The organism is Serratia sp. CY82433, assembly GCF_052166535.1.
Lineage (GTDB): Bacteria > Pseudomonadota > Gammaproteobacteria > Enterobacterales > Enterobacteriaceae > Serratia > Serratia sarumanii.
On record NZ_JBJNOR010000001.1, the window covers coordinates 314,031 to 336,883 of the forward strand.

The following is a 22,853-nucleotide window of genomic DNA, read 5'->3' on the forward strand; positions in this document are numbered from 1 at the left end:
GCGCTCGACGCACCCAAAATGTGCGCAGGTGCGACAAAACGTCAGCAAAAGTAAACCGGCGCGCGAGGTCGCCATAGATAAAAGCAAGGAGTGTGCCAGCCGCGTTGATTTAACGGCATTTTCTGACTGAGGTGGGGATATTGACGGGAAAGTGGGGCGCGGCGGGCGCGCCCCGACGGAGAGGATTATTTGCGGCGCAGGCCCAACATCAGCGCCCAGCCGCCCAGCAGCAGGGTAATCACCCACAGCGGCGTGGCGCCGAAGCGCGCATAAGGCGTGACGCCGGTGGTCGGCGTGACCTTCACTTCGAGCACCTGACGGGTGAACTGCGGGATTTCGGCGATCACCTCGCCGTTCGCGTCCACCGCGGCGGTGACGCCGTTATTGGTGCTGCGCAGCAGCGGCCGGCCGAGCTCCAGCGCCCGCATGCGCGCCATCTGGAAGTGTTGCCACGGGCCGATGGAGTGGCCGAACCAGGCATCGTTGGAGATGGTCAGCAGGAAGTTGGTGTCCGGGCGGAAGTTATCGCGCACCTGCTGGCCCAGCACGATTTCGTAGCAGATGGCCGCCGTCAGGTTGTACCCGCGCACGCTGAGCTGCGGCTGCACATAGTCGCCGCGGCTGAAGGAAGACATCGGCAGATCGAAGAACGGCGCCAGCGGCCGCAGCAGCGTCTCCAGCGGCACGAATTCGCCGAACGGCACCAGGTGGTGCTTGTTGTAGCGATTCTTGTCCGGGTAGCTGTACGGCGTCGGCTCGCCGAGCACGATGGCGCTGTTGTAGATCTGCTGGCCCTGTGGCGTGGCGCGCACGTCGACGATGCCGGTGATCAGGCTGCTGTTCTTCGCCCGCATCAGGTCGTCCATCATGGTCAGGAAGCCGTTCTGGTTGGCTTCATAATCCGGGATGGCGGACTCCGGCCAGATGACGATCGGCGCCTTGCCCACGTACGGACGGGTTTCGTCCAGATAGGTTTGCAGCGTGCTGACCAGCGCTTTCGGATCCCATTTCATCGACTGGGCGATGTTGCCTTGCACCATGGCGACGTTCACCGCTTTCTCCGGCTGCGGGGTAAACCACTGCAGTTGGCGCAGCGGCCACGGCAACAGCAGCAGCGCGGCGGCGATGACCGCAGCCGACAGGCGGCGCTGATTGACGGCATACACCAGCAGGCCGGCGATGGCCATCAGCACAAAGGTGATGGCGTCGACGCCCAGCAGCGGCGCGATGCCCTTCAGCGGGCCGTTGATCTGGCTGTAGCCGAACTGTAGCCAGGGGAAGCCGGTCAGCACCCAGCCGCGCAGGAATTCGGTCACCTGCCACAGCGCCGGCGCGGCGATGGCCAGCCGCCACCAGCGGGTGGCCGGGCACAGGCGCGTCAACAGCCCGGCGAACAGCCCGGTATACAGCGACAGGTAAGCGGCGAGCAGCACCACCAGGAAGACGTTGACGGCGAAAGGCATGCCGCCGAAATCGGCGATGCTGACATACACCCAGTTGATGCCGCTGCCGAACAGCCCGAAGCCCCAGACAAAGCCGAGCAGGGCGGACTGTTTGGCGGTGCGATTGAGGGTAACGGCCAGCAGGCCGAACAGGGAGACGATGGCCGCTGGCCAGAAGTCGTAGGGTGAGAACGCCAGCGTCCCGCCGGCACCTGACAACAGCGCCAGCAGGGCGCGAACCCGCTGGCGTTCAAGTAATGAGGCTTTAGCCATGTTGGATTTAATCTTCCAGTTTCGGTGGTGGAGAATCGTCCGGAATTTTTACATGAACCTGGATAATACGTCGACTGTCGGCCATGGCAACTTTAAATAGGTAACCTTCGATTTCAATGGTTTCCCCGCGCGCCGGCAGGTGGCCGAAGGCCTGCATCACCAGACCGCCGATGGTATCGACCTCGTCGTCGCTGAAATGGGTGCCGAAGGCTTCGTTGAAGTCTTCGATCGGGGCCAATGCGCGCACGGTGTACATGTGGCGGCTGAGCTGGCGGATATCCAGATCGTCTTCGTCGTCGTATTCGTCTTCGATCTCGCCGACGATCAGTTCCAGAATGTCTTCGATGGTGACCAGGCCGGACACGCCGCCGAATTCGTCAATGACAATCGCCATGTGATAGCGCTGGGAGCGGAACTCTTTCAGCATCCGGTCGACGCGCTTGCTTTCCGGCACCACCACCGCGGTGCGCAGCACCTTGTCGATGCTGAACGGCTCGGAGTCTGCGCGCATGAACGGCAGCAGATCCTTGGCCATCAGAATGCCTTCGATGTGATCTTTGTCTTCGCTGATCACCGGGAAGCGCGAGTGGGCGGAGTCGATAATCACGTCCAGGCACTCTTCCAGCGTCTGGTTGCGCTTGAGCGTCACCATCTGGGAGCGGGGGATCATGATGTCGCGCACGCGCTGCTCGGCGATATCCATCACGCCTTCCAGCATGTCGCGAGTATCGGGATCGATCAGGTCGTTTTGTTCGGAATCACGGATCAGCTCGACCAGATCGCCACGGTTTTTGGGCTCGCCGTGGAACAGCTGGTTAAGGATAAGAGTAAAGAACCCCTTCTTGGGACTGGGGCTGTCATTGCTTTGTGAATGGTCGTCGCTCATGGCGTTTTCGTTACTGTCACTCATGTCAGAGTTAAGGGGCGTCAGCGACAGCCCCGCAGGGGGCTGTAGGGTAAACGGCTGACGTCAGACGGGGTCTTTTTCCGCCAGGTACGGATCAGGATAGCCCAGTCCGTGCATGATTTCGGTTTCCAAAGACTCCATTTCTTCGGCTTCATCGTCTTCGATGTGGTCATACCCTAGCAGATGAAGACTGCCGTGGACAACCATATGCGCCCAGTGGGCCTCCAGCGCCTTGCCTTGCTCAATCGCTTCCTGTTCAACCACCTGGCGGCAGATGATCAGATCGCCGAGCAGCGGCAGCTCGATGCCCGGCGGGGCCTCGAACGGGAAAGAGAGCACGTTGGTCGGCTTGTCTTTGCCGCGGTAGGTCAGGTTCAGCTCGTGGCTTTCCGCTTCGTCAACCAGACGCACGGTCACCTCGGCCTCTTCCTGAAATTGCGGCAGCACGCCTTCCAGCCAGCGCTGGAAGGTGGCCTCATCCGGCAGGCCGTCGCCGCTTTCACAGGCAATCTGCAGATCCAAAATCACCTGGGTCATGGTGTCTCCTGCTCGGAGGCGGCGAGCGCCTCGCGCTTACGTTGTTCGGCAATCGCGTCTTTGCGTTTCTGTTCGGCCGCTTCCCAGGCCTCATAGGCGATGACCACGCGGGCCACCACCGGGTGGCGCACCACGTCTTCGCTGTGGAAGAAGTTGAAGCTCAGTTCTTCCACGTCCGACAGCACTTCCACCGCGTGGCGCAGGCCGGATTTCTGGTTGCGCGGCAGGTCGATCTGGGTGACGTCGCCGGTGATGACCGCCTTCGAGTTGAAGCCGATGCGCGTCAGGAACATCTTCATCTGTTCGATGGTGGTGTTCTGGCTCTCATCCAGAATGATAAAGGCGTCGTTCAGCGTGCGGCCGCGCATATAGGCCAGCGGCGCGACTTCGATCACGTTGCGCTCGATGAGCTTCTCCACGCGCTCGAAGCCCAGCATTTCGAACAGGGCGTCGTACAGCGGGCGCAGATAGGGATCGACCTTCTGGCTCAGATCGCCCGGCAGGAAGCCCAGCTTTTCGCCGGCTTCGACCGCGGGGCGGGTCAGCAGAATGCGGCGAATTTCCTGGCGCTCCAGCGCATCTACCGCGGCGGCGACCGCCAGGTAGGTCTTGCCGGTGCCCGCCGGGCCGATGCCGAAGGTGATGTCGTGATCGAGAATGTTGGCGATGTACTGCGCCTGGTTGGGCGTGCGCGGTTTCACCATGCCGCGCTTGGTTTTGATGGTGACCGCCTTTCCGTAATCCGGCACGCTGTCGGCTACCTGTTCCAGCACCCGGCTCTCTTTGATGGCCAGGTGGATTTGCTCCGGATCGATATCCGGGATCACGCCGCGAATCGGCGCGGTATCCACGTACAGATGGCGCAGGATATCGGCGGCGGCGGCCACGCACAGGTTTTTGCCGACCAGCTTGAAACGGTTGTCGCGGCGATTGATTTCGATGCCCAATCGGCGCTCGAGTTGTTTGATGTTGTCATCAAACGGGCCGCACAGGCTGAGCAAACGCTTGTTGTCTGCGGGCTCTAACAAAATTTCTTGTGTTGCGACGTTCAAACTATTCCTCTAGGTCACATCGGGCCTGGTTGATGTCACATAGCGCGTCCGGGACGCGCGCGTTCAGGGCGAGCCTGAATACTCTCTTTCTTGAATTATTCATGGTGCGCCGCAACGGCGCAAGTTTACCGCTGATCTATCTGTGCGCCGTCGGCGAAATTCAAGGGAAGAAAAGGAAAAAACGCGGCGGGGCGCAAAGCCCGCCGCGTCATCACAGAACAAGGCCGCTGGGAATCAGTTCTTTTTCACGAACTCGGATTTCAGCTTCATCGGGCCGAAGCCATCGATTTTGCAGTCGATGTTGTGATCGCCTTCGACCAGGCGAATGTTTTTCACCTTGGTGCCGATTTTGAGCATCGAGGAGCTGCCTTTGACCTTCAGGTCTTTGATCACGGTGACCGCGTCGCCGTCCGCCAGCAGGTTGCCGTTGGCGTCTTTGACGATCAGCGTGTCCTGATCTTCCGCCGGGGCGCTGTCGCTCCACTCGTGGGCGCACTCAGGGCAGATGAACAGGGCATTGTCCTGGTAGGTGTATTCGGAGTTGCACTTCGGGCAGTGTGGGAGTTGCATGTTATGTCGCCTCTTCAACAATAAAAAAGCAAATCACCGGGCGCGGACGCCCGGCGGAGAAACGGTAAGGAGTAGCGCGAATGGGCGGCGATAAGGCGGCCGCCGCGGCGTCAGGGCTGGTAAATGCCGACGCCCAGCGCGTTTTCTTTGCGGGTACGGGCGATCACCGACTGCGGGGATTCATGTACGCGCAGATCCATCTGCTGTTCGGTGCGCACCACTGCGCCACGCAGGGTGTTGGTCAGCACCTCGGTAATTTCCACGTCGACGAACTGGCCGATCATGTCGGGCGTGCCCTCGAAGTTTACCACACGGTTGCACTCCGTGCGCCCGGCCAGCTCCATCACGCTTTTGCGCGAGGTGCCCTCCACCAGAATGCGCTGGACGGTGCCGAGCATGCGGCGGCTGAACTGCAGCGCCTGCTGGTTGATGCGGTCCTGCAGAATATACAGCCGCTGTTTTTTCTCTTCTTCGCTGACGTCGTCGACCATGTCCGCCGCCGGGGTGCCCGGGCGCGACGAATAGATGAAGCTGAAGCTGACGTCGAAATTGACGTCGGCGATCAGGTTCATGGTCTGTTCGAAATCGGCCTGGCTTTCGCCCGGGAAACCGACGATGAAATCGGAGCTGAGCTGGATGTTCGGGCGCGCCTTGCGCAGCTTGCGGATAATCGCCTTATACTCCAGCGCGGTGTGCGCGCGTTTCATCATGGTCAGGATGCGATCCGAACCGCTCTGCACCGGCAGATGCAGGAAGCTGACCAGCTCCGGCGTGTCTTCGTACACCGCGATGATGTCGTCGGTGAACTCGATCGGGTGGCTGGTGGTGAAGCGAATGCGATCGATGCCGTCGATGGCCGCCACCAGGCGCAGCAGTTCGGCGAACGTGCAGATATCGCCGTCATGCGTGGCGCCGCGGTAAGCGTTGACGTTTTGGCCGAGCAGGTTGACCTCGCGTACGCCCTGCGCCGCCAGTTGGGCGATTTCGAACAGCACGTCGTCGCTCGGGCGGCTCACTTCCTCGCCGCGGGTGTAAGGCACCACGCAGAAGGTGCAGTATTTGTTGCAGCCTTCCATGATCGACACGAATGCGGTCGGGCCTTCGGCGCGCGGTTCCGGCAGACGGTCGAACTTTTCGATCTCCGGGAAGCTGATGTCGACCACCGGGCTGCGGGTGCCCTGAACGTGATTGATCATTTCCGGCAGGCGGTGCAGGGTCTGCGGGCCGAATACCACGTCAACGCAGGGCGCGCGGCTGCGGATCAGTTCACCTTCTTGCGAGGCCACGCAACCGCCGACGCCGATGATCACCGACGGGTTCTTTTCTTTCAGCAAGCGCCAGCGCCCCAGCATGGCGAAAACTTTCTCCTGCGCCTTTTCACGGATCGAGCAGGTGTTCAGCAGCAGCACGTCCGCCTCTTCGGCGTTTTCGGTCCACTCGAAGCCGTGCGTGCTGTTCAACAGGTCGGCCATTTTCGATGAATCGTACTCATTCATCTGGCAGCCCCAGGTTTTGATATGTAGTTTTTTCGTCATTGACTTGCCATTACTCAGTGCGGAGCGAAAGTTGCGTTACGCGACATGCAGGGCGCGTATTGTAATCATTTGCCGCCGTTGTGACCAGCGCGGGGGAAAATGGCACGCAACCTGAAGCCGGAGCGAAAATCCGGTACACTGCGCAAAACGCCATACCGGGTGGGATGGCGAGCATTCACACAGAAAACATAGCCAATATGAAGACATCTCAAAATCGGTATGACGCGGTGGTGGTCGGCGGCGGCATGGTCGGCGCGGCGGCGGCCCTGGGGCTGGCGCAGGCGGGCTGGTCGGTGGCGTTGCTGGAACATCAGGCGCCGCAGGCGTTCGAGGCGCAAAGCCCGCCGGATCTGCGCATTTCCGCTATCGGCTGCACCTCGGTGGGGCTGCTGAAACAGCTCGGCGCCTGGCAGGCCGTGACGGCGATGCGCACGGCGCCGTATCGCCGGCTGGAGACCTGGGAGTGGGCGTCGTCGCGCGTGGCGTTCGACGCGGTGTCCCTGGGGCTGCCGGAGCTGGGCTTTATGGTGGAAAACCGCATTCTGCAGCTGGCGCTGTGGCAGCAGTTCGCGCAGTGCGCCAATTTGACGCTGCTGTGCCCCGCCAGGCTGCAATCGCTGCAGCGGGCGGACAATGCCTGGCAACTGACGCTGGACGGTGGTGAGACGCTACAGACGCGCATGGTTGTCGGCGCTGACGGCGCCAACTCGCAGGTGCGCAAGCTGGCGGCGATCGGCACCAACGGCTGGCAGTATCGTCAGGCGTGCATGTTGATCACCGTCGATACCGGCGCGCCGCAGCAGGATGTGACCTGGCAGCGCTTCTTCCCATCCGGGCCGCGTGCCTTCCTGCCGCTGTACGACAGCTGGGCGTCGCTGGTGTGGTATGACAGCCCGCAGCGCATTCGCCAGCTGCAGGCGATGCCGCCGGCGCAACTGGAGCGCGAGATCGCCGCCGCTTTCCCGGCGCGACTGGGCCCGGTCAAGGTGCACGCCGCCGGTTCGTTCCCGCTGACGCGGCGTCATGCGCAGCGCTACGTGTTGCCGGGGCTGGCGCTGTTGGGTGATGCGGCGCATACCATCAATCCGCTGGCCGGGCAGGGCGTCAATCTGGGGTATCGCGACGTGGATGCCTTACTGAACGTATTAAGCGATGCGCGGGAGCAGGGAGAGGACTGGAGCAGCGAGGCGGTACTGCTGCGCTATCAGCGCCGCCGCCGTACCGACAATCTGCTGATGCAGAGCGGCATGGATCTGTTCTATACCGCTTTCAGCAATAACCTGGCGCCGCTGAACGTGGCGCGCAATCTGGCGCTGATGGCCGCGCAGCGGGCGGGCAAGCTGAAAGAGCATGCGTTGAAGTACGCGTTGGGATTGTAACCGACAGGGCTCGGCTGCGGCTGGGCTCGTTAGGATTGGCCGAGCGCCGGAAAGCAAAAAGCCCGCCGAAGCGGGCTTTTCTAAATATGGCTGGGGTGCCAGGATTCGAACCTGGGTATGCTGGTATCAGAAACCAGAGCCTTACCGCTTGGCGACACCCCAATTATGGTGGCTACGACGGGATTTGAACCTGTGACCCCATCATTATGAGTGATGTGCTCTAACCAGCTGAGCTACGTAGCCGATGGTACTTTTTACTTCTTTGATTTGCAAGCAGTTTGTTATGGCTGGGGTACCTGGATTCGAACCAGGGAATGCCGGTATCAAAAACCGGTGCCTTACCGCTTGGCGATACCCCACCTGCAAACAAATCTTATGTTGAAACCCCATTCCCGAAAGAATATGGCTGGGGTACCTGGATTCGAACCAGGGAATGCCGGTATCAAAAACCGGTGCCTTACCGCTTGGCGATACCCCATCAACATACTGCGCCGACGATGAAGAGAAATGGTGCGGGAGGCGAGACTTGAACTCGCACACCTTGCGGCGCCAGAACCTAAATCTGGTGCGTCTACCAATTTCGCCACTCCCGCAAATGCAAAAAAGAGATGGTGGCTACGACGGGATTCGAACCTGTGACCCCATCATTATGAGTGATGTGCTCTAACCAGCTGAGCTACGTAGCCCTCTTTTTTTGCTTTGCCTTCATCGGCGTTGCGGGGCGCATTATGCGTATATGACCGATTTGCGTCAACAAGTTTTTTCCCGAAAAAGTGCCCAGAAGCGCCGTTTGTCTGGGTTGTGAACATTATGGCGATAAAATCGGCAATTCAGGCAGTTGGCGGGGGGAAAAGGCAACAAAAAGGCGGGCCAAAAGGCCCGCCCCGAGGGAAAGCGCCGCGCGATTATTTATAGGCGGCCTGGTGCACGCCGACGGCGCGGCCGGAAGGATCGTCCATCTTCTTGAACGATTCGTCCCATTCGATGGCCTTGGCGGACGAGCAGGCGACGGACGGGCCGCCCGGCACGCATTCGGCGGCGCTCGGCAGCGGGAACAGCTCCTCGAAGATTTCGCGGTACAGGTAGCCTTCTTTCGAAGTCGGCGTGTTGTACGGGAAGCGGAAACGCGCGGTTTCGAGCTGTTGATCGCTGATTTGCTGCGCAGCGACCTCTTTTAGCGTGTCGATCCAGCTGTAGCCGACGCCGTCGGAGAACTGCTCTTTCTGGCGCCAGGCCACGCTGGCCGGCAAATAGGACTCGAAACATTCGCGGACGATGTGTTTTTCCATTTTGCCGTTGCCGCACATTTTATCTTTCGGGTTGATGCGCATCGCCACGTCGAGGAATTTCTTGTCCAGGAACGGCACGCGGGCTTCGACGCCCCAGGCGGACATCGCCTTGTTGGCGCGCGCGCAGTCGAACATATGCAGCGCCAGCAGCTTGCGTACGGTCTCTTCGTGGAATTCGCGGGCGTCCGGCGCCTTATGGAAGTAGAGGTAGCCGCCGAACACTTCGTCCGCGCCTTCACCGGAGAGCACCATCTTGATGCCCATCGCCTTGATTTTACGCGACATCAGGTACATCGGCGTCGAGGCGCGAATGGTAGTGACGTCGTAGGTTTCGATGTGGTAAATCACGTCGCGGATGGCGTCCAGGCCTTCCTGCACGGTGAAGTGGATTTCATGGTGTACGGTGCCCAGATGGTTGGCCACCTCCTGCGCGGCGCGCAGATCCGGCGAGCCTTCCAGGCCGACGGCGAAGGAGTGCAGCTGCGGCCACCAGGCTTCGCTGCGTTCCTGATCTTCCACGCGGCGCGCGGCGTACTTCTTGGTGATCGCCGAGATGACCGAGGAATCCAGCCCGCCCGACAGCAGCACGCCGTAAGGCACGTCGGACATCAGGTGGCTTTTCACCGACTCTTCCAGCGCGGTGCGCAGGGCGGTGGCGTCGGTCACGTTGTCTTTGACGCTGTCGTAATCGAACCAGTCGCGGCGATAGTATTCGCGGATGTCGCCGTCCTGGCTCCACAGGTAACTGCCGGCCGGAAATTCCTTGATGGTGCGGCACACCGGCACCAGCGCTTTCATTTCCGAGGCGACGTACAGGTTGCCGTGCTCGTCGTGGCCCATGTACAGCGGGATGATGCCCAGATGATCGCGGCCGATCAGGTAGGCGTCTTTTTCGGTGTCGTACAGGGCGAAGGCGAACATGCCTTGCAGATCGTCGAGGAAGTCCGGGCCTTTCTCCTGATACAGCGCCAGGATCACTTCACAGTCGGAACCGGTCTGGAACGCGTAGCGGTCGCTCAGCTGTTGGCGCAGCGCCTGGTGGTTGTAAATTTCGCCGTTGACCGCCAAAACGTGGGTGTGCGCAGCGTTGTACAGCGGTTGAGCGCCGTTGTTGACGTCGACGATCGACAGGCGTTCGTGGGCCAAAATGGCTTTGTCGCTGGCGTAAACGCCGGACCAATCCGGGCCGCGATGGCGCATCAGGCGCGACAGCTCCAGCGCTTTCTTACGCAGTTCAACGGGATCGGACTTCAGATCGAGCACACCGAAAATAGAACACATACAACTCTCCTAACGGGCTTTTATGACTGTGATGTTGTTTTTTACTGTTATGGGCAGCATTGCCGATTCATCAGCGATAACGCGGTTTTGCTGCGCTGTGGTTATGAAAATGCGCCTAAAGCTGCATGAGATGCAAGCGTTTTAGCCATACGCTGAGAAATAGTTGTTTGCCTGGGCGCGATTTTTGACGGATTTTCAGTTATCGGCGGGGAAAATTAGCGATTATGCAATTTTTAGCGTAATGACGGGATTGCCGGCCGGTTTGACCGGCAATCGATTAGCGATTAGGCGATGAGCTGCCACAGGGTGAAGGCGGCGTCCGGCGTCCAGGCGGCGTTGGAGGTGTGCGCCTGAATACAGGTGTATTTCTTGCCTTTATAACTCACCACGTCGCCGGCTTGGTAGCTGTGGTTGTTCTGCCACTCGGGCGCGCTCGGATCGGGCGGCGTGCCGTCGTTGGCGGTTTTGACCGCCAGCGCGCTGCTCGGCAGCGAGGTATTGCCCTGGCTGTCGGTTGCGGTAACGAAGTAGCTGTACTGGGTGGCCGGAGCCAGGCCGTTGTCGGCCAACGACAGGCCGGCAGTCTGGCCGATCGGGTTGCCGTTGCGGTAAACGGTGTAACTGGCGATCGGTAAGGCACCGGTGGCGGCGGCCCAGCTCAGCTTCAGCGAGGTGGCGCCCAACTCGGAGACCGTCAGCGCCGTCGGCGCATTAGGCTTTCCCGGCGGCGGGGTGACTCCGCCCTGAATCAGCGGCGCGTAGCGGGTTTTGAACTCCCAGCTGTAGGCCACGCCGGCTTTGCTTTTGCCGTTGTCCCAGTTGATTGACCAGGTCATCAGGCCCTTGATCGACAGGTTTTTGGCGTCGAGACGCGAGAAGGCGTTATACACCGCCTGTTTGTCGATCACGTAGCCGGTGGCGGCGGCATCGTTGTTGCTCGGCAGGCCGATAACGAATTTACTGGCTGGAATTCGGATAAATCCGCGGGTGCCGGTGACCAGACTTTCCGTCAGGTAATAGAGGAAGTCTTCTTTCATGGCGTCGTTGTTTTGGGCAATCCAGGCACCGGCACCGTTATTGGCCTCGGGAACCCAGATGCCGTCGCCACCCTGGTTATAATATTGCGGCGCGATAAAGTCATAATAGCCATCTAACGCATTAATATAATCGCCATAGCTGCCGTTAGCCTGCAGATAAGGGAATTCCGGCGCCATGCTGATAATAAAGTTTTTCCCCTGCGCGGCGTAATGGTCTTTTACTTTTTTCAGCGCCGCAGGCAAGACGGTTTTATTATTGGCGGCGCCGATCGCCGCCTGTTCCAGATCGATATCCAGGCCGTCGAAGCCGTAGACTTCCACCAGGCGAATAATCTCGTCTTTCAGCCGGTCTTCGTCGCCGGTTTTCAGTTCGATGTGCGCGTCTGCGCCGCCGAGGGAGATCAGCACCGCGCGGCCCTGGCTGTTCAGCACGCCCACCTGGCGGCGGAACTCGGCGTCGGACAGGTTGTAAGGCTTGAAGGTCGGGATTCCCTGGCCTTTCATAAAGGCGACGGCCACCACGTTATATTCGGCGGGAATGTCGGTCAGGTTCATATTGGCGAACTGGCCTTGTTGATAACCGTCACTGGCGCCGGCGGCCCAGTTGTGCCAGAAACCCATCAGGATTTTTTTATTGGCGATAGTCGGCATAATGGCTGCGTCATCGGCGGCATTAATAATGTTATTTGTGCTCATGGTAGCCTCATTAATTAGGGTAAGGGATTTTCGCCTGCCGGCAATATCAGCTATTGGCGGGGCGTAAGGTTATAATGAGGGTTTTTAGCGCGGGCAGGCTGAAACCTTTTGCGGCCATGAACGAATTAAATTCAAACTGCGGTCAGGAAGAGGGAAATAATGGCGGCCGGGCAGCCGCCATAAATGCGTCAGAAAATAGTGATATCGGCAACGGAAGGGTAGACGTAGCTCGGGCGGAAAGGCATGGTTTCGATGTCGCTCAGCGTGGAGACGCCGGACAGCACCAGCACGGTTTCCAGGCCGGCCTGGAAGCCCGCCAGAATGTCGGTGCGCAGGTTGTCGCCGACGATCACCGTCTCTTCCGAGTGCGCCTGCATTTTGTTCAATGCGGCGCGAATGATCCACGGGCTGGGCTTGCCGACGTAAAACGGCTTGCGGCCGGTGATCTTCTCGATGGGGGCGCACAGCGCGCCGCAGGCCGGCGAGAAGCCGTGGCCGTGGCTATCCGGGTTGGTGGCGATAAAGCGCGCGCCGTTACTGACGAAGTAGGCGGCCTTGTGCATCATGTCCCAGTTGTAAGAGCGGGTTTCCCCGACGATCACGAAATCCGGGTTGATGTCGGTGATGGTGAAACCGGCTTTGTACAGCTCATGGATCAGCGCGCCTTCGCCGACCACGTAGGCTTTTTTGCCTTCCTGGCGGCGCAGGAAATCGGCGGTGGCCATCGCCGAGGTGTAAAACGCGCTCTCCGGCACCTCCAGCCCGGCGGCGGCGAAGCGGTTCGCCAGATCCTGCGCGGTCTGTGACGGGTAGTTGGTCAGCACCACCAGCGGCATGCCTTGCTCCTGGATGCGCGCCAGGAACAGATCGGCGCCGGGCACCGGCGTATTGTCATGCAGCAGCACGCCGTCGATATCGCATATAACGTTTTTGATTTTCATTTGTCGCTGTTTCTCATGATTACGGCAGGCAAGGGGTGACGATAACACACCTGCCAGAAGCGGCGGATCAGCTTTCCAGCAATCGCTGCAAGAGCACGCCGTTGAGCATCGCGCGTTTGGCCAGGGCGAAAGCGCCGATCGCCGAGCGATGATTGAGTTCGGAGGTCACCACCGGCAGATTCTTGCGGAAGTCCTTCAGCACCTGGGTATTGATGCAGCTCTGGATCGCCGGCAGCAGCACTTTGTCCGCTTCGGTGATCTCACCGGCGATCACCACCTTCTGCGGATTGAACAGGTTGATGGCGATGGCCACCGCCTTGCCCAGATAGCGGCCGACGTGTTCGATCACTTCGCTGGCCAGCAGATCGCCGCGGTTGGCGGCCTTGCAGATGGCGTTGATGCCGCAGTCTTCCAGCGTCAGTTTGCTCGGGTAGCCCTGGCTCAGCAGCTGGCGCACGCGCTGTTCGATCGCCGCGTTGGCGGCCACCGTTTCCAGGCAGCCGAAGTTGCCGCAGTGGCAGCGTTCGCCGAGCGGATCGATCTGGATATGGCCGATCTCGCCGACGTTGCCGTTGTTGCCGAGAAAAATCTGCCCGTTGACGATGATGCCGGCGCCGGTGCCGCGGTGCAGGCGCACCAGAATCGAGTCTTCGCAGTCGCGGGTGGCGCCGAAGTAGTGCTCCGCCAGCGCCAGGCTGCGGATGTCGTGGCCGACGAAGCTGGTGACGTTGAAACGTTGCTGCAGGTTGTCCACCAGCGCCCAGTTGCTGACGCTGATGTGCGGCATGTAGCGCACCACGCCCAGCGCCGGATCCACCAGGCCGGGCAGGATCACCGCTATGGCGATCAGCTCGCGCAGGCGGCGCTGATTCGCTTCGATGAATTGGGCGATGGCGGCGAACAGCGCATTCTCCAGCGTTTCCTGGGTGCGTTCCGGCAGCGGATAGTGTTCTTCGCCGAGCGATTTGCCGCTCATGTCATACAGGGTGATGGTGGCGTCGTGGCGGCCGAGACGCACCGCGACGGTATGGAAATGACGGGTTTCCGACACGATGGAGATCGCGCGGCGGCCGCCGGTGGAGGCTTGCTGATCGACTTCCTTGATCAGCCCGCGCTCCAGCAGCTGGCGAGTAATTTTGGTGACGCTGGCGGGGGCAAGCTGGCTGAGTTCGGCAATTTGAATGCGCGAGATCGGGCCCTGCTGGTCGATCAGGCGGTAAACTGCCGCGCCGTTAAGCTGTTTGACTAAGTCAACGTTCCCTATTTGTGCTTGTCCGCCGGTGCTCATCAATAATGTTACTCGCTGTTCATTGAATTAAACCTCGTTACCGTTAACGAGCGTTTTGGTGATTTTAAAATCACGGGTGAAGGCGGTCAGGTTAGCCACCTTGCCGGCTTCGATGGTGCCCAGACGGTGCTCGACGCCGATGGCGCGCGCCGGGTACAGCGTCGCCATGCGCAGCGCTTCGTCCAGCGCGATGCCGATATGTTCGACGCTGTTTTGCACCGCTTCGATCATGGTCAGCGCGGAACCGCTCAGGGTGCCGTTCTCATCCACGCACAGCCCATCCCGATAGTATATTGTTTTACCGGCGAAAATAAATTGGTCAATATCTGCACCTGCCGGTGCGGTCGCGTCGGTGACCAATACCAATTTATCACCTTTCAGGCGTTTGGCGTTACGGATACTCGCCCAGGCTACGTGATGGCCGTCGGCGATGATGCCGGTATAGACCTCCGGCGTGTCGAAGATCGCCCCCATCAGCCCCGGTTCGCGGCCGGTGATATACGGCATGGCGTTGTACAGGTGGGTGGCGAAGCTGATGCCGGCGGCGAAGCCGGTGCGAGCCTGATCGTAGGTGGCGTTCGAGTGGCCGGCGGAGACCACGATGCCGGCCTCGGTCAGCTGCTTGATAACGTGCGGCTCAACCATCTCCGGCGCCAGCGTCACCTTGGTGATCACGTCGGCGTTGGCGCACAGGTAATCGATCATGTCCTGCGTTGGCTTGCGAATGAACGCCGGGTTATGGGTGCCTTTTTTCACCGGGCTGAGGTACGGCCCTTCCAGGTGCAGGCCCAGCGCCTGGTTTTGGTGCTTTGTCAGATAGGCGCGCATCACCTCGACGCTGTGCTTCATGAATTCGTCGCTGCTGGTGATCAGCGTCGGCAGATAGCTGGTGCAGCCGGATTTCTCGTTGGCGCGCTGCATGATCTCCAGCGTTTCTTCCGAAATCGCTTCCAGCGAATCGTTGAACTGTACGCCGCCGCAGCCGTTCAGCTGCACGTCGATAAGCCCGGGGGCCAGGATGGCGCCACCCAGGTCGCGCGTTTCGATGCCGGCGGGCAATTCAGCCGCCGGGCAGACTCTCTCGATCAGCCCATCAGCGATAATGACTGCATGGTCATCAAGTACGTCGTGGCCGGTATAGATTCGGCCGTGGGTTAAAGCGAACATCGTAGCCCCCTGCAAAGATTAAAGACTTTTCACGCTTTCCGCTTCTAACTCGCGGAAATATTTGACGGTTTTGACTTTCAGTTCCATAGTGGCCGGCTCGTCGCACACCACCACCGCTTTGGCGTGCAGCTGCAGGCAGCTGATGGTCCACATGTGGTTGATGTTGCCTTCCACCGCGGCCTCCAGCGCCTGCGCCTTGGCGTGACCGGTCACCAGGATCATCACTTCTTCGGCATCCAGCAGCGTACCCACGCCGACGGTCAGCGCATATTTCGGCACCAGGCTGACGTCGCCGCCGAAGAAGCGCGAGTTGGCGATGCGGGTGTCTTCGGTCAGCGTTTTGATGCGGGTGCGCGAAGCCAGGGACGAAGCCGGTTCGTTGAACGCGATATGGCCGTCGATGCCCACGCCGCCCATGAACAGGTTAATTTTGCCGTAAGACTTGATCTTCTCTTCGTACTGGCGGCACTCGGCGTCGACATCCGCGGCGTTGCCGTTCAGCAGGTTGATATTTTCACGAGGGATATCAACGTGATCAAAGAAGTTGCGGTACATGAAGGTGTGGTAGCTTTCCGGGTGTTCCTGCGGCAGGCCAACGTACTCGTCCATGTTGAAAGTCACAACATGCTTAAAGCTTACTTCACCTGCTTTGTGCATCGCAATCAGATGTTTGTAGGCTTCCAGCGGCGTGCCGCCGGTAGGCAGGCCGAGGACAAACGGGCGCTCTGCGGTTGGCTTGAATGCGTTGATGCGTTGAACGATATGACGCGCGGCCCATTTGCCGACTTGTGCGGTATCTTTCAGTGGGATAAGTCTCATCTAACACCTCTTGGGATAAGTAAACTAAAGCTATACTGTACGGGCCTGCGGGAGTCCTAAGCGTAACCCAGCTTTATGATTCTCGCGTGAATCGTCCGTCCGGTTGATTTTTTGAATGATAAAATAAGTTTTGTGTGATGGCCAGCAATCCGGGAGGGAAAGACTACTTTTTGGTGATATTTATCACAAAAAGGGAGGTTTTAATTTGCGATACAAAATAAATTTTTTACACTCGGCATGAGTGATACGTGCCATGCGTTGTTTCTAAAAAGGTAGTGAGAGCTCCAAATAAACTACTAATAGGGTCCGTCCGCGGACAACATAGGGGGAAAAGGTGAACATTCTTAGTTATTTGCAAAAGGTGGGACGGGCGCTGATGGTGCCGGTCGCCACGCTGCCCGCCGCCGCCATCTTGATGGGCGTCGGGTACTGGATTGACCCTGTTGGTTGGGGCGGCGACAACGCGCTCGCCGCTTTCTTCATTAAATCCGGCTCCGCTATCATCGACAACATGTCGGTGTTGTTCGCTATCGGCGTGGCCTACGGCATGTCCAAAGACAAGGACGGCGCCGCCGCGTTAACCGGCTTCGTCGGCTTCCTGGTGCTGACCACCCTCTGTTCACCGGCCGCCGTGTCGATGATTCAGAAGATCCCGCTCGATCAGGTGCCTGCCGCGTTCGGCAAGATCCAGAACCAGTTCGTCGGTATTCTGGTGGGTATCATCTCCGCCGAAGTGTACAACCGCTTCAGCGGCGTCGAGCTGCCTAAGGCGCTGTCGTTCTTCAGCGGCCGCCGCCTGGTGCCGATCCTCATTTCCTTCCTGATGATCCTGGTCGCTTTCATTCTGATGTACATCTGGCCGGTGATCTTCAACGGTCTGGTGAACTTCGGTGAACACATTCAGAAAATGGGTTCGGTCGGCGCCGGCATTTACGCCTTCTTCAACCGTCTGCTGATCCCGGTCGGCCTGCACCACGCGCTGAACTCGGTGTTCTGGTTCGACGTGGCCGGCATCAACGATATTCCTAACTTCCTCGGCGGCCAGCAGTCAATCGAAGCCGGTAAAGCGGTTGTTGGCATCACCGGCCGTTATCAGGCGGGCTTCTTCCCGATCATGATGTTCGGTCTGCCGGGTGCAGCGCTGGCCATCTATCACTGCGCGCGTCCTGAAAACAAAGCCAAAGTGGCGGGCATCATGCTGGCGGCCGCGTTCGCCGCCTTCTTTACCGGCATCACCGAACCGCTGGAGTTCTCCTTCATGTTCGTGGCACCGGTGCTGTACGTGATCCACGCCGTGCTGACCGGTATCTCGGTGTTCATCGCCGCCAGCATGCACTGGATCGCCGGTTTCGGCTTCAGCGCCGGGCTGGTGGATATGGTGCTGTCGTCCCGCAACCCGCTGGCGACCCACTGGTACATGCTGATCCCGCAAGGCCTGGTGTTCTTCGTCATCTACTACGTGGTGTTCCGCTTCACCATCAAGAAATTCAACCTGATGACCCCGGGCCGCGAACTGGCGGTTGCCGGTGACGAAACCGACGGTTATGACGTCAACGTCGACAGCAACGCCGGTAAAGACGAAAACGAAACCACCACGCTGGCCCGTCGCTACGTCGGCGCGATCGGCGGTTCCGACAACCTGACCGGCATCGATGCCTGCATCACCCGCCTGCGTCTGAATGTGAAAGACTCCGCGCTGGTGAACGACGCCTTGGCGAAACGCCTCGGCGCATCCGGCGTTATCCGCCTGAACAAGCAGAGCGTGCAAGTGATCGTCGGCACCCGTGCTGAACTTATCGCCAGCGCAATGCGCAACGTGATTGCAGCCGGCCCGGTAGCGGCTGCGGCGGCCCCGGCGGCGGCCCCTGCCGCGGAAGCCAAACCGCAGGCGGTGCCGAACGCGCCGAAAGCCGCGTTTGAAACGCTGGTAGCGCCGGTGACCGGTGAAGTCGTGGCGCTCGATCAGGTGCCGGACGAAGCTTTCGCCAGCAAGGCGGTAGGCGACGGGCTGGCGATTCGCCCGACCGACAACATCGTCGTGGCGCCGGCGGACGGCACCGTGGTGAAAATCTTCAATACCAACCACGCGTTCTGCCTGGAAACCGACAAGGGCGCCGAGATCGTGGTGCACATGGGGATCGACACCGTCGCGCTGGAAGGCCAGGGCTTCAAACGCCTGGTGGAAGAGGGCGCGGAAGTGAAAGCCGGTCAACCGATCCTGGAACTGGATCTGGATTATCTCAACGCCAACGCGCGTTCGATGATAAGCCCGGTGGTGGTCAGCAACTCTGACGACTACGCCGGCCTGGCGGCGCTGGCCAGCGGATCGGTGGTCGCCGGTCAGACCAAGCTGTACGAGATCCAAAAGTAAGGCCGTTTTTACCTGAGTAGTACCGGGGGCCGGCCACGCATCATGGCGGAGTTTGCCCCGATTTGGCGGGAAGAGAGCGATCTCTTCCCGCTTTTTTTATCCCGTTTCGCCCCACGGCGGTGCGCTGCGCGCCGAGGGGGCAACGCGCCGCATTTTTCGTGCAACAAACGGTTGTTTCCAGACGTGGCTTGTTGGATCATAGGCGGTTATGTGTAGCGCTTTGCATTGAGGAACAGTGAAATGAGTGAGGCTGAAGCCCGCCCAACCAATTTTATCCGTCAGATCGTCGATGAAGATCTGGCGTCGGGGAAACACACGTCGGTACATACCCGCTTCCCGCCGGAGCCTAACGGCTATCTGCATATCGGCCACGCCAAGTCCATCTGCCTGAACTTCGGCATCGCCAAGGACTATCAGGGCCAGTGCAACCTGCGTTTCGATGACACCAACCCGGTGAAAGAAGACATCGAGTTCGTGGAGTCAATCAAGCACGACGTGGAGTGGCTGGGCTTTGAGTGGAGCGGCAACGTTCGTTACTCCTCAGACTATTTCGATCAGCTGCACCAGTATGCGGTCGAGCTGATCACCAAGGGGCTGGCCTACGTCGATGAGCTGTCGCCGGAGCAGATCCGTGAATATCGCGGCACCCTGACCGCGCCGGGCAAAGACAGCCCGTACCGCGATCGCAGCGTGGAAGAGAACCTGGCGCTGTTCGAGAAGATGCGCAACGGCGAGTTCGCCGAAGGCGCCGCCTGCCTGCGCGCCAAGATCGATATGGCTTCGCCGTTTATCGTGATGCGCGATCCGGTGCTGTACCGCATCAAGTTCGCCGAACACCACCAGACCGGCAATAAATGGTGCATCTACCCGATGTACGATTTCACCCACTGCATTTCCGATGCGCTGGAAGGGATCACCCATTCGCTGTGTACCCTGGAATTCCAGGATAACCGCCGTCTGTATGACTGGGTGTTGGATAACATCACCATTCCTTGCCACCCGCGTCAGTACGAGTTTTCGCGTCTCAACCTCGAATACGCCATCATGTCGAAGCGCAAGCTGAACCAGTTGGTGACCGAGAAGATCGTCGAAGGCTGGGACGACCCGCGGATGCCAACCGTCTCCGGTCTGCGCCGCCGCGGTTATACCGCCGCCTCGATTCGCGAGTTCTGCCTGCGCATCGGCGTGACCAAGCAAGACAACAACGTCGAGATGGTGGCGCTGGAATCCTGCATCCGCGACGATCTGAACGAGAACGCGCCGCGCGCCATGGCGGTGCTGGATCCGGTGAAAATCGTCATCGAGAACATGGGCGATGCGGTGGAAATGGTCACCATGCCTAACCACCCGAACAAGCCGGAAATGGGCAGCCGCGATGTGCCGTTCAGCCGCGAGATCTATATCGATCGCGCCGACTTCCGCGAAGAAGCCAACAAGCAGTACAAGCGCTTGGTTCTGGGCAAGGAAGTGCGTCTGCGCAATGCGTACGTGATCAAGGCCGAGCGCGTCGAGAAGGACGAAGCGGGCGAGATCGTCACCATCTTCTGCAGCTACGATGCGGAAACGTTGAGCAAAGATCCTGCAGACGGCCGCAAGGTGAAGGGCGTGATCCACTGGGTGTCCGCGGCGCACGCGCTGCCGGCGGAAATTCGCCTGTACGATCGCCTGTTCAGCGTGCCTAACCCGGGCGCGGCGGAAGATTTCCTCTCCACCATCAACCCGGAATCGCTGGTGATCAAGCACGGCTTCGTCGAGCCGAGCCTGGCGGCCGCACAGCCGGAGAAAGCCTATCAGTTCGAGCGTGAAGGTTACTTCTGCGCCGACAGTCGCTATTCGTCGGCCGAGCATCTGGTGTTTAACCGCACCGTCGGCCTGCGCGACACCTGGGCGAAAATCGAGGGCTAATCTTATTCGCCTAGAAAATTAATGAATCAGCGCGGCTTAGGCCGCGCTTTTTTTTGCCTATGGTTTCACCTGCGATCTATTCCTCTCTGATTTTAACCGGAGCGCGTTTAATTAATCACGGCGCATTAACCCATAAGCTTTCTGATATTGGCCTTGTTAGTCTTAATATTTGCTTATATATTCGTGATGCGAATTAATTTCATTTAGAGAGCGCTTTCAATTTTTATCGCCTGACTGACGGATTTAGTCAGGCTGAAACCATTAATCGTCTCTGGTTGACCTGGTATCTCAATTTATTCTGATTTAATTGAATTTTTTATTCGACACCTTCCATGATCACCGGCGTAACAAAATCTCACTGATATGTGCTCCTTGTCATACTTTGACAAATCTCCCGCATTTTTCATTTGATAATTCGCGTCGCGAAAAATAGTCTGTCTGTAGCAATTAGTGCTGTGGGAATAACATCTCGTCGGCAATATTTTTTACCCGTTCGGGTTTTTTATTGGCAGTCGTGCAGGGCAGTGGTGAACACAGGCGGCTGCAACTTTTAAGTTAAGTCAAAGAGGAATTTCAATATGGGTACGCACGGTGCTCAGCGTAAAACGCTGGCGCTCGCAGTCGCGGGCGCGCTGTTGGGAACAGGGTTTGCCATGGCGCCTGAGGCGAAAGCCGCAGGGTTTATCGATGATTCCACGCTGACCGGCGGCATCTATTACTGGCAACGTGAGCGCGACCGTAAAGATCTCAATCCGGACAGCAAGGACTACAACCAATATACCACCAACCTGTCGCACTCCACCGCCAACCTGAGCCTGGATTTCGCTTCGGGCTACGCCTGGGATATGTTCGGTCTGGACGTCGGTGCCTTCACCGCTATCGAGCTGGCGGAATCCAGCGCCAGCGGCCACCCGAACGAGATCGCGTTTTCCTCGAAAAACCGGACCTACGACGAAGACTATTCCGGTGACAAGGGCGGCATCAGCCTGTACAAAGCCGCCGCCAAATTCAAATACGGCCCGGTCTGGGCGCGCGCCGGCTATATTCAGCCGAGCGGCCAAACCCTGCTGGCGCCACACTGGAGCTTTATGCCGGGCACCTATCAGGGGGCCGAAGCCGGCGCCAAGTTCGACTACGGCGATGCCGGCGCGTTGAGCTTCTCCTACATGTGGGCCGACAAATACAAGGCACCGTGGCATATCGAGGTGGACGACTTCCGCCAGAACGACAGGAAAACCCGCGTCTCCTACCTGCACTCGCTGGGCGCCAAATACGATTTCAAAAACGATCTGGTGCTGGAAGCCGCCTTCGGCCAGGCGCAGGGATACGTGAATCAATACTTCACTAAAGCGTCTTACAAATTCGATCTGCTGGGCAACCCGCTGACCACCAGTTACCAGTTCTACGGTGCGGAAGACCGCATCAGCGACAAGAACGATCCAAACAGCATCTACGACGGCCTGGCCTGGCTGCAGGCGCTGACCTTCGGTTACACCACCGGGCAGTTCAACTGGCGTCTGGAAGGCACCATGGTCAAGGCGGAAGGCAACCAGGGCTTCTTCCTGCAGCGCATGACCCCAACCTACGCCTCATCCAACGGCCGTCTGGACGTGTGGTGGGACAACCGCTCTGACTTTAACGCCAACGGCGAGAAAGCGGTGTACGCCGGCGTGATGTATGACCTCAGCAACTGGAACCTGCCGGGCATGGCGGTCGGCGGCTCCTACGTTTACGCCTGGGACGCCAAGCCGAGCACCAACCCGATCTACGATCAGAGCCAGCGCCTGAAAGAGAGCGCCTGGAGCCTGGACGCGATGTACACCATCCAGGAAGGGCGCGCCAAGGGCACGCTGATCAAGCTGCACTACACCCAGTATGACAACCACACCAACATCCCGAGCTGGGGCGGCGGTTACGGCAACATCTTCCAGGACGAGAAAGACGTCAAGTTCATGGTCATCGCGCCATTCACCATCTTCTGATGCGTTCCCCGGCCTCGCCGCCGGGGGCAGTTAAGGGAATTCAACGATGAAAAAAATCATGCTGATGTTGGCGGCCGCCGCGGCCTTGAGCGCCTGCGCGCAACCCGCCGCGCCGCCGGAAGACGCCAAATTGAAGCAGGCTTACAGCGCCTGCATCAACACCGCCGAAGGTTCGCCGGAGCGTCTGCAGCCCTGCAAGGCGGTGCTGAACGTGCTGAAGCAAGAGAAGCAGCACCAGCAGTTCGCCGCGCAGGAAACGGTGCGGGTGATGGATTATCAGAACTGCATTATGGCGGTTCACAGCGGCAACGGTCAGGCTTACGACGCCAAGTGCGGCAAGCTGTGGCAAGAAATTCGCGATAACAATAATTAAGAAGGACAA

The 22,853-nt window shown here is 59.3% G+C and carries 17 protein-coding genes and 6 tRNA genes; 5 read left to right on the top strand and 18 right to left on the bottom strand.

Features of this window, described 5'->3' with window-relative positions; translation table 11 throughout:
* Positions 1 to 185: 185 nt before the first annotated feature.
* The 6 genes from lnt to miaB form a co-directional block, all read right to left on the bottom strand.
* Positions 186 to 1,715: an apolipoprotein N-acyltransferase gene (lnt, locus tag ACJ8PI_RS01575; RefSeq protein ID WP_033647194.1), complete on the bottom strand. Its 1,530-nt coding sequence runs from the start codon at positions 1,713 to 1,715 to the stop codon at positions 186 to 188.
* A 7-nt stretch (positions 1,716 to 1,722) separates the two neighbouring features.
* The gene (gene corC, locus ACJ8PI_RS01580; RefSeq protein WP_004939973.1) at positions 1,723 to 2,601 is read right to left on the bottom strand and encodes a CNNM family magnesium/cobalt transport protein CorC; all 879 of its coding nucleotides are present in this window, start codon (positions 2,599 to 2,601) and stop codon (positions 1,723 to 1,725) included.
* 84 nt (positions 2,602 to 2,685) lie between these two features.
* Positions 2,686 to 3,159, bottom strand: a complete 474-nt coding sequence (gene ybeY, locus ACJ8PI_RS01585) for an rRNA maturation RNase YbeY (RefSeq protein WP_060443891.1) — start codon at positions 3,157 to 3,159, stop codon at positions 2,686 to 2,688.
* On the bottom strand, positions 3,156 to 4,211 hold the full coding sequence (locus ACJ8PI_RS01590) for a PhoH family protein (RefSeq protein ID WP_033637443.1): 1,056 nt from the start codon (positions 4,209 to 4,211) through the stop codon (positions 3,156 to 3,158). Before ACJ8PI_RS01590 ends, ybeY begins: the two co-directional genes overlap by 4 nt.
* Positions 4,212 to 4,445: 234 nt before the next feature.
* A complete protein-coding gene (locus ACJ8PI_RS01595; protein WP_049195580.1) occupies positions 4,446 to 4,781 on the bottom strand; it encodes a zinc ribbon domain-containing protein YjdM in 336 nt (111 codons plus the stop codon).
* A gap of 110 nt (positions 4,782 to 4,891) precedes the next feature.
* Positions 4,892 to 6,316, bottom strand: coding sequence for a tRNA (N6-isopentenyl adenosine(37)-C2)-methylthiotransferase MiaB (gene miaB, locus ACJ8PI_RS01600; RefSeq protein ID WP_049235229.1), 1,425 nt, complete (start codon positions 6,314 to 6,316; stop codon positions 4,892 to 4,894).
* Between the two features lie 197 nt (positions 6,317 to 6,513).
* On the opposite strand from miaB, the gene ubiF reads away from it, so the two are divergent.
* Positions 6,514 to 7,695 carry a 3-demethoxyubiquinol 3-hydroxylase gene (gene ubiF, locus ACJ8PI_RS01605; protein WP_041033865.1) on the top strand — a complete coding sequence of 394 codons (1,182 nt, stop codon included), beginning with the start codon at positions 6,514 to 6,516 and terminating at the stop codon, positions 7,693 to 7,695.
* 87 nt (positions 7,696 to 7,782) lie between these two features.
* Here ubiF and ACJ8PI_RS01610 read toward each other — a convergent pair.
* The 12 genes from ACJ8PI_RS01610 to nagB all read right to left on the bottom strand — a co-directional run bounded on the left by ACJ8PI_RS01610 (position 7,783) and on the right by nagB (position 16,213).
* Positions 7,783 to 7,857 (bottom strand) — tRNA-Gln (locus tag ACJ8PI_RS01610).
* 4 nt (positions 7,858 to 7,861) lie between these two features.
* A tRNA-Met gene (locus ACJ8PI_RS01615) sits at positions 7,862 to 7,938 on the bottom strand.
* A 41-nt stretch (positions 7,939 to 7,979) separates the two neighbouring features.
* Positions 7,980 to 8,054 (bottom strand) — tRNA-Gln (locus ACJ8PI_RS01620).
* A gap of 44 nt (positions 8,055 to 8,098) precedes the next feature.
* Positions 8,099 to 8,173 (bottom strand) — tRNA-Gln (locus tag ACJ8PI_RS01625).
* A gap of 30 nt (positions 8,174 to 8,203) precedes the next feature.
* Positions 8,204 to 8,288, bottom strand: a tRNA-Leu gene (locus ACJ8PI_RS01630).
* Between the two features lie 16 nt (positions 8,289 to 8,304).
* Positions 8,305 to 8,381, bottom strand: a tRNA-Met gene (locus ACJ8PI_RS01635).
* Between the two features lie 219 nt (positions 8,382 to 8,600).
* Complete coding sequence (gene asnB / locus ACJ8PI_RS01640; protein WP_164134425.1) at positions 8,601 to 10,265, bottom strand: asparagine synthase B; 1,665 nt, start codon at positions 10,263 to 10,265, stop codon at positions 8,601 to 8,603.
* A gap of 284 nt (positions 10,266 to 10,549) precedes the next feature.
* A complete protein-coding gene (locus ACJ8PI_RS01645) occupies positions 10,550 to 11,998 on the bottom strand; it encodes a carbohydrate-binding protein (RefSeq protein WP_033655299.1) in 1,449 nt (482 codons plus the stop codon).
* 188 nt (positions 11,999 to 12,186) lie between these two features.
* A complete protein-coding gene (locus ACJ8PI_RS01650) occupies positions 12,187 to 12,939 on the bottom strand; it encodes an HAD-IIA family hydrolase (RefSeq protein ID WP_004939957.1) in 753 nt (250 codons plus the stop codon).
* 67 nt (positions 12,940 to 13,006) lie between these two features.
* Positions 13,007 to 14,227: a DNA-binding transcriptional regulator NagC gene (nagC, locus tag ACJ8PI_RS01655; RefSeq protein WP_033637448.1), complete on the bottom strand. Its 1,221-nt coding sequence runs from the start codon at positions 14,225 to 14,227 to the stop codon at positions 13,007 to 13,009.
* Positions 14,228 to 14,254: 27 nt separating this feature from the next.
* Positions 14,255 to 15,394 (bottom strand): N-acetylglucosamine-6-phosphate deacetylase, encoded by a 1,140-nt coding sequence (gene nagA / locus ACJ8PI_RS01660; RefSeq protein ID WP_049213567.1) that lies wholly within the window; start codon positions 15,392 to 15,394, stop codon positions 14,255 to 14,257.
* A gap of 18 nt (positions 15,395 to 15,412) precedes the next feature.
* Positions 15,413 to 16,213, bottom strand: coding sequence for a glucosamine-6-phosphate deaminase (gene nagB / locus ACJ8PI_RS01665; RefSeq protein WP_004939952.1), 801 nt, complete (start codon positions 16,211 to 16,213; stop codon positions 15,413 to 15,415).
* A gap of 334 nt (positions 16,214 to 16,547) precedes the next feature.
* Between nagB and nagE the strand changes: the two genes are divergently transcribed.
* The 4 genes from nagE to chiQ all read left to right on the top strand — a co-directional run bounded on the left by nagE (position 16,548) and on the right by chiQ (position 22,844).
* Entirely contained in the window at positions 16,548 to 18,584 is a 2,037-nt protein-coding gene (gene nagE, locus ACJ8PI_RS01670) for an N-acetylglucosamine-specific PTS transporter subunit IIBC (protein WP_047568893.1), read from the top strand.
* A 240-nt stretch (positions 18,585 to 18,824) separates the two neighbouring features.
* The gene (glnS, locus tag ACJ8PI_RS01675; RefSeq protein ID WP_033655303.1) at positions 18,825 to 20,489 is read left to right on the top strand and encodes a glutamine--tRNA ligase; all 1,665 of its coding nucleotides are present in this window, start codon (positions 18,825 to 18,827) and stop codon (positions 20,487 to 20,489) included.
* Positions 20,490 to 21,067: 578 nt separating this feature from the next.
* On the top strand, positions 21,068 to 22,471 hold the full coding sequence (gene chiP / locus ACJ8PI_RS01680; protein ID WP_033655304.1) for a chitoporin ChiP: 1,404 nt from the start codon (positions 21,068 to 21,070) through the stop codon (positions 22,469 to 22,471).
* Between the two features lie 46 nt (positions 22,472 to 22,517).
* Positions 22,518 to 22,844 (top strand): ChiQ/YbfN family lipoprotein, encoded by a 327-nt coding sequence (chiQ, locus tag ACJ8PI_RS01685; RefSeq protein ID WP_004939944.1) that lies wholly within the window; start codon positions 22,518 to 22,520, stop codon positions 22,842 to 22,844.
* Positions 22,845 to 22,853: the final 9 nt, after the last annotated feature.